The sequence below is a fragment of the Anaerobutyricum soehngenii genome (genome assembly GCF_009697165.1).
Lineage (GTDB): Bacteria > Bacillota > Clostridia > Lachnospirales > Lachnospiraceae > Anaerobutyricum > Anaerobutyricum soehngenii.
The window spans coordinates 21,957-29,019 of sequence record NZ_VULP01000037.1; the positions used below are offsets into that span (position 1 = coordinate 21,957).

A 7,063-nucleotide genomic window follows, 5' to 3' on the forward strand; every position below is an offset into this window, starting at 1 on the left:
AAATAGTATATAATTTCTCGTCTGTTTTGTAAATAAATAGTTGACAGAATATGAAAAATGGAATAAAATGTAAAATAAATATATAAATAGAAATAAAATACTTAATTAGAATTAGAAGGAATGAAAAACACAAAGAACTTTCGAAGTCTTTCTATAAAGAAAGATAAGGCAAGATAAGGATAAGAAAGGATAGGGATAAGAATAAGAACAACAAAGTCAAGCAAGAATGCTGCGGTATTCTTGAGAGGGAGGAGCAGATATTGAGATTAGTTACAGTAATTGTTATTTTTGGAATCTTGCTGCTTATTTCAATCGTGGATTTTAAAATTCACATGATTCCAGATCAGTTGAATATGTTATTATTTTTGGCAGGAATATGGAGCAGTTTTGTATTTCAGAAGATTACAATAACAGGAAGAGTATTTGGGATTTTTGTAGTGAGCATTCCATTTTTTATTATTGCCGTACTGTCTTCCGGTGGGCTGGGTGGAGGAGATATTAAACTAATGGCGGCAAGTGGAGTGCTGTTAGGAGTGACAGGGAATGTTTTTGCTGCCTGTTTTGGTCTGTTGTTAGGAGGTTTTTGTGGATTGTTTCTTTTACTCACAAAACGTATTGGGTATAAAGAGTGTTTTGCGTTGGGACCTTTTTTGTGTCTGGGAATTGCGATTGTATTTTTTCAGATAAATTTTTTACAGTGATGCTAAGGTATTAATGATACTGCTGTATAATTTTCTCTGAGTTGTTGATTTAAGTGAAAAGTTGATAGCTGCAAAATACCTTTTGACCTTCCAATATCTTATTGATAAAAATAGACAAATTAAGAGATAAGAAGTCGGTATAATACATTGTTAGTTTTGAGACGAAATTAACATAAAATTGTACTCGAAAAAATACGCTGTCAAGGGGAAATTTTGGCATAAAAAGGCTGTTTCGGACAAGATTTTGTATTTTAGAAGGAACAGTTCCGAATAAGCTTTACATTGCCTCGAAAAAATGATAATATTATGTCGAATTTAAAATAAACCACAACTTTTGACAAGGAGGAATAATCAATGCCTAGAGCAAAACAGTCTATGGATGGAAATACCGCAGCAGCTCACGTAGCATATGCGTATACAGATGTTGCAGCTATCTATCCTATTACACCATCCAGTCCAATGGCAGATTCCGTTGACCAGTGGTCAGCAGCAGGACAGGAGAATATTTTTGGTAACCAGGTAGTTGTTAGTGAGATGCAGTCTGAGGCAGGTGCAGCAGGTACTGTTCATGGTTCTCTTGCAGCTGGTGCTATCACAACAACATTTACAGCATCCCAGGGTCTTCTTCTTATGATCCCTAACATGTATAAGATCGCAGCTGAGCAGCTTCCATGTGTATTTGATGTATCTGCACGTACAGTTGCTACACAGTCCCTGAACATTTTCGGTGACCACAGTGACGTATATGCATGTCGTCAGACAGGATTTGCTATGCTGGCAGAAACAAACCCACAGGAAGTTATGGACTTAAGCCCTGTAGCACATCTTGCTGCAATCGAAGGTAAGGTTCCATTCATTAACTTCTTCGATGGTTTCCGTACATCTCATGAGATTCAGAAGATCGAAAAGTGGGATTATGCAGACTTAAAAGAAATGTGCAACATGGATGCAGTTAAAGCTTTCCGTGAGCATGCTCTTAACCCAGAACATCCAGCAATGCGTGGTTCTCATGAAAATGGTGACGTATTCTTCCAGCACAGAGAAGCTTGTAACTCTGTTTACGAAGCTCTTCCAGCTGTTGTTAAGAAATACATGGGCAAGATTAACGAAAAACTGGGAACTAACTACGATTTATTCAACTACTATGGTGCAGAAGATGCAGACCGCGTAATCATCGCTATGGGATCTATCTGTGACGTAGCAGAAGAAGTAATTGATTACTTAACAGCAAAAGGTGAAAAGGTTGGTTTAATCAAAGTTCGTTTATATCGTCCTTGGGTATCTTCTGCATTATTAGACGTTATTCCTAAGACAGCTAAGAAGATTGCTGTTCTTGACCGTACAAAAGAGCCTGGAGCATTAGGAGATCCTTTATATCTTGATGTTGCTACAACTCTTAGAGAAGCAGGTCTTAACGACATCGTTCTTACAGCTGGCCGTTACGGATTAGGTTCTAAAGATACTCCTCCTTCATCTGTATTTGCTATTTATAAAGAACTTGAAAAAGATGCTCCAAAGAGCCGTTTCACAATCGGTATCGTGGATGATGTTACAAACTTATCCTTACCAGAAGTTAAACCAGCTCCTATCACATCTGCTCCTGGTACAGTAGAGTGTAAGTTCTGGGGTCTTGGTGGAGACGGTACTGTAGGTGCTAACAAGAACTCTACAAAGATTATCGGTGACCACACAGATAAATACATCCAGGCATACTTCCAGTATGACTCCAAGAAGACAGGTGGTATCACAATTTCTCACCTTCGTTTTGGTGACAACCCAATCAGAAGCCCATACTACATTAATCAGGCTGACTTCGTAGCATGTCATAACCCATCTTATGTAGTTAAAGGTTACAAGATGGTTCAGGATGTTAAACCAGGCGGAATCTTCATGATTAACTGCCAGTGGTCTGATGAAGAATTAGATCATCATATGCCTGCAGCAGCTAAGAAGTATATTGCAGACAACAACATTCAGTTATACACAATCAACGCGATCGACAAGGCTATTGAGATTGGTATGGGTAAACGTACTAACACAATCTTACAGTCCGCATTCTTCAAATTAGCGAACATCATGCCTATCGATGAAGCAGTAGAATTCATGAAAGCAGCAGCTAAGAAGTCTTACAGCAAGAAGGGTGACGCTGTTGTAGAGATGAACTACAAAGCAATCGATGCTGGTGTAGACGCTGTTCATAAAGTAGAGGTTCCAGCTTCCTGGTCTAATCCAGCTCCAGATGCTCCTGCTAAAGAACTTGTAGGACGTCCAGAGACAGTTAAGATGGTTAGAGAAATGATGGAACCTATCGGAATCATGGATGGTGACAGCCTGCCAGTATCTACATTCGTAGATAACGCTGACGGACAGTTCGAACTTGGTGCTTCCGCATACGAAAAACGTGGTACTGCTGTATCTGTTCCAGAATGGAATCCAGAAGCTTGTATCCAGTGTAACCAGTGTGCATTTGTATGTTCCCATGCTACAATCCGTCCTTTCTTAGTAAGCGAAGACGAAATTAAGGCAGCTCCTGACAACATGAAAGTTGCAGATACAAAGCCAAAAGCAAGCGAATATAAATTTACAATGAGTGTATCTCCATTAGACTGTATGGGATGTGGTGAGTGTATCACAGTTTGTCCTGCAGCAGCTAAGGGTGCATTAAAGATGGTTCCACAGGAAAGCCAGGCAGCAGAACAGCCAGTATTCGATTACTTAGTTGCAACTGTTGGAAGAAAACCAGGCGCTCCTGCAGATACTACAGTTAAGGGATCTCAGTTCAACCAGCCATTACTTGAGTTCTCAGGATCTTGTGCAGGATGTGCAGAGACATCTTACGCTCGTCTGATCACTCAGTTATTTGGAGAGCAGATGTACATCTCCAACGCAACAGGATGTTCCTCTATCTGGGGTGGTCCTGCAGCAACAGCTCCATATACAGTAAACAAAGATTCCAAACAGGGACCAGCTTGGGCTAACTCCTTATTCGAGGATAACGCAGAGCATGGATTTGGTATGTATCTTGGACAGAAGACTTTACGTAACCAGGCTATCGCTAAATTAGAGAAGATGGCAGCTTCCGATAAAGCAACAGATGAATTTAAGGCAGCTTTTGCTAAATTCATGGAAACAAAAGAAAATACAAAAGAAAATACACCAGATGCTAAGGCATTAATCGCTGAGGTAGAAAAAGCTGCAGCAGCAGGATGTCCGGATGCAGCAGACGTATTAGAGAAGAAACAGTATCTTGCTAAGAAGTCTGTATGGATCTTCGGTGGTGACGGATGGGCTTACGATATCGGTTTCGGTGGATTAGACCACGTATTAGCTTCCGGTGAAAACGTAAATATCATGGTATTCGATACTGAGATGTACTCCAACACAGGTGGACAGGCTTCTAAAGCTTCTAACATCGGTGAGGTTTGTCAGTTCGCAGCTGCTGGTAAAGAAATGAGCAAGAAGAGCCTTGCAGAAATCGCAATGAGCTACGGATACGTATACGTTGCACAGATCGCTCTTGGTGCTAACCCTAACCAGGCAGTTAAATGTCTTGCAGAAGCAGAAGCTTATGACGGACCATCCCTGATCATCGGATACGCTCCATGTGAACTTCATGGTATCGCTAAGGGTGGAATGAACCATTGCCAGGATGAGATGAAGAAAGCTGTTAAGGCTGGTTACTGGAACCTCTTCTCCTTCGACCCAGCTAAGAAAGCAGAAGGAAAGAATCCATTTACATTAACATCTAAAGAAGGCGACGGAACATATCAGGAATTCCTGAATAACGAATCCCGTTATACTCGTCTGATTAAGCCATTCCCAGAAAGAGCTGAAAGACTCTTCAACGAATCTGAGAAGGTTGCTAAAGAACGTTACGAGCACCTGCAGAAACTCGTTGAGCTTTATAAATAATAAAGCCTGAACTGGTCAGTCAGATTAGTTATACAAAAGATAAAACTTTATAAAATACAAAAGAAAAGCCATGTGTCAGCTATGCCGATGCATGGCTTCTTCTTCATTAAAAGAAAGGAGAAATATGTGAAGACACGTATTGCACTTTGGGATAATTTAAAATTTCTATTAATAATGTTAGTAGTTATAGGGCATTTTATGGAGTTGTTCTTAAACCAATCTAATATGTATAGTAGTTTATCATTATTTATATATACATTTCATATGCCATTATTTTTATTTGTTTCAGGACTATTTCATAAAAATAAAAATGTAGGACAAAAATGTATATTTTTTATATCTGTAGGATTTATACAGAAAATGGTTTTTGCAATAGTAAGATATATAATTGGTGCTGGAATGACATTTTCTTTTTTGTCAGAAGGTGGTATTCCGTGGTTTATGTTTGTATTGTCTATATATACTTTGATCACATATCTTTTGAGAAATCAAAATAAAGAATATATATGTCTTTTTTCTATAATGTTGGCTTGTTTTGTAGGATATGATAAAGAAGTAGGAGATTTTTTGTGTTTATCAAGAATACTGGTATTCTACCCAATATATTTATTGGGAACAATAGTAAGCGATGAAAAAATTAAAGACGTTAAGAAAAATAAGTGGGTAGGATGGATATCCTTAGTTATTTTAATTGCGTGGTTATTTATATGTTTTTATGATCGAGAAAAAGTTATAATTTTGAAACACTTATTTACAGGAAGAAATTGTTTTTCACCATCTATATATTCGTATGGAGCATTTATGAGGTTGCTTTGTTATATAATTACTTTTTTTGTCGGAGCATCTATAATTTTTCTTATGCCTTCTAAAAAAATAAAATGGATTTCTGCGATGGGCGAGAGAACAATAGATGTATATTTTTGGCATTGGCCTGTATATATGTTATTAAATAGATTTTTTCATATAAATAAACTTCTATTTTGGGGTGCCAAAGGGAAAGTAGTATTGTTATTGATTGCAGTAATCGTTACTTTTGTTTTATCACAGGGAGGAATAATATCCTATCCGCTAAATTTAATAAAAAATTGCTGTTATAAAAAACAAAATAATTAACTATATGCATAGATTTGGTAGGATATAGATTTCTTGTATAAAAGTTTGTTATGTCAATATCTCTATGATATAATTTAAAATATACAACTATTTTACTTGCTACACAGGAGGAGGGTATTATGAAGAAAATCTGTAAAAGTGTAATTACGATAGCAATGATTATGGTGTTATGTTTGATTTGAGGAAATCATAGTTATGCACGGGAAATGGATGATGGATACAGGATGCCAGAATGGGAGTTGAAAGGGAATACAGTAATAATTAGTGGGACAGGAGCGTTTGAACAACAGATGGGAAGCACTTTTGGCAATGCTAAAGATGTAAAAGTAGTTGTGGAGGAAGGATTACCAGTTTGCCACATGGTTTTTTGTCGGGAAATAATAGTGTAACAAGTGTAAAAATTTCTGAAAGTGTTAAAAAGATAGGTAGTTATGCTTTTGAAGATAGTTATAAGTTAAAGAATGTGTCTATACCATCGAGTGTTACGAAGATTGGAGACTATGCATTTGGATATTGTACAAGTTTAGCTTATGTGCAATCCGTATCAGACTATAAGACGAGAACGATGGCGAGTGATAAGTATAAGGTGCGAGGATTTACTATCATAGGAAAGAAAAATTCTGCAGCCTATAGATATGCAAAAAAGCATAAGTTTGAATTTTATACATCTTTAAAATATATGAAAGTTCATACTGTTAAGTCCTGTCGATATAGAATAAAGAACAATTCAGAAGTAACATTTTTAGGGATTGCAAATAAGAAAATAAAAAATGTGACGATTCCTAGCACTATAAAAATTGATAAAAAGACTTATAAAGTCACATCAATTTCACCAAATGTATTGAGAAACAAAGGAATAACGAAAATAACGATGGGAAAGAATGTTGTAACTATTGGAGCAGGGGCATTTAATAATTGCAGGAAACTTAAAAAAATAATTATAAAATCGTCCAAGCTTAAAACGATTGGAAAAGATGCATTTAAAAATCTGCCAAAGAAATTAGTTGTGAAAGTTCTGCCGAAAAAGATAAAATTATATAAGAAGTTATTAAAGAAGCAAAAAATAAATTTTAACATAACGAAGTGAATACACTGTTATGAAATAAAGACCTAAAAGGTTTTCGTAAAAAAATGAGGGGATTTGATTTAGTTAGTTAATTTATGATAAATTTGAACATATTCTATACTTAGTTGAAGAAATTAAACATATGTGAATAATCCGGGTTCCGTGTCCCTGCTGTCCGGACTCAGGAAACCGCAAATCCGTTTTTAAGGAAACCGCCATTCCGGTGGTGGAAACCTTTATCATAAATTCTTAGAATGTAACTATGCACCCC

Annotated in this window: 4 protein-coding genes; all 4 read left to right on the forward strand. The window is 36.8% G+C overall.

The genetic code is table 11. The features are described 5' to 3' along the window. The first annotated feature begins 260 nt into the window (after nucleotides 1-260). On the forward strand, nucleotides 261-701 hold the full coding sequence (locus tag FYJ25_RS13130; protein WP_154581483.1) for a prepilin peptidase: 441 nt from the start codon (nucleotides 261-263) through the stop codon (nucleotides 699-701). A 354-nt stretch (nucleotides 702-1,055) separates the two neighbouring features. Beyond that, on the forward strand, nucleotides 1,056-4,613 hold the full coding sequence (gene nifJ, locus FYJ25_RS13135; RefSeq protein WP_154581484.1) for a pyruvate:ferredoxin (flavodoxin) oxidoreductase: 3,558 nt from the start codon (nucleotides 1,056-1,058) through the stop codon (nucleotides 4,611-4,613). 126 nt (nucleotides 4,614-4,739) lie between these two features. Beyond that, entirely contained in the window at nucleotides 4,740-5,726 is a 987-nt protein-coding gene (locus tag FYJ25_RS13140) for an acyltransferase family protein (RefSeq protein ID WP_205677398.1), read from the forward strand. A gap of 352 nt (nucleotides 5,727-6,078) precedes the next feature. After that, nucleotides 6,079-6,813: a leucine-rich repeat domain-containing protein gene (locus tag FYJ25_RS13145; protein ID WP_154581485.1), complete on the forward strand. Its 735-nt coding sequence runs from the start codon at nucleotides 6,079-6,081 to the stop codon at nucleotides 6,811-6,813. The last annotated feature ends 250 nt before the right edge of the window (nucleotides 6,814-7,063 follow it).

Coding starts and splice junctions, on each gene's coding strand:
- nifJ (WP_154581484.1), top strand. CDS start 1,056: ATGCCTAGAGCAAAACAGTCTATGGATGGAAATACCGCAGCAGCTCAC.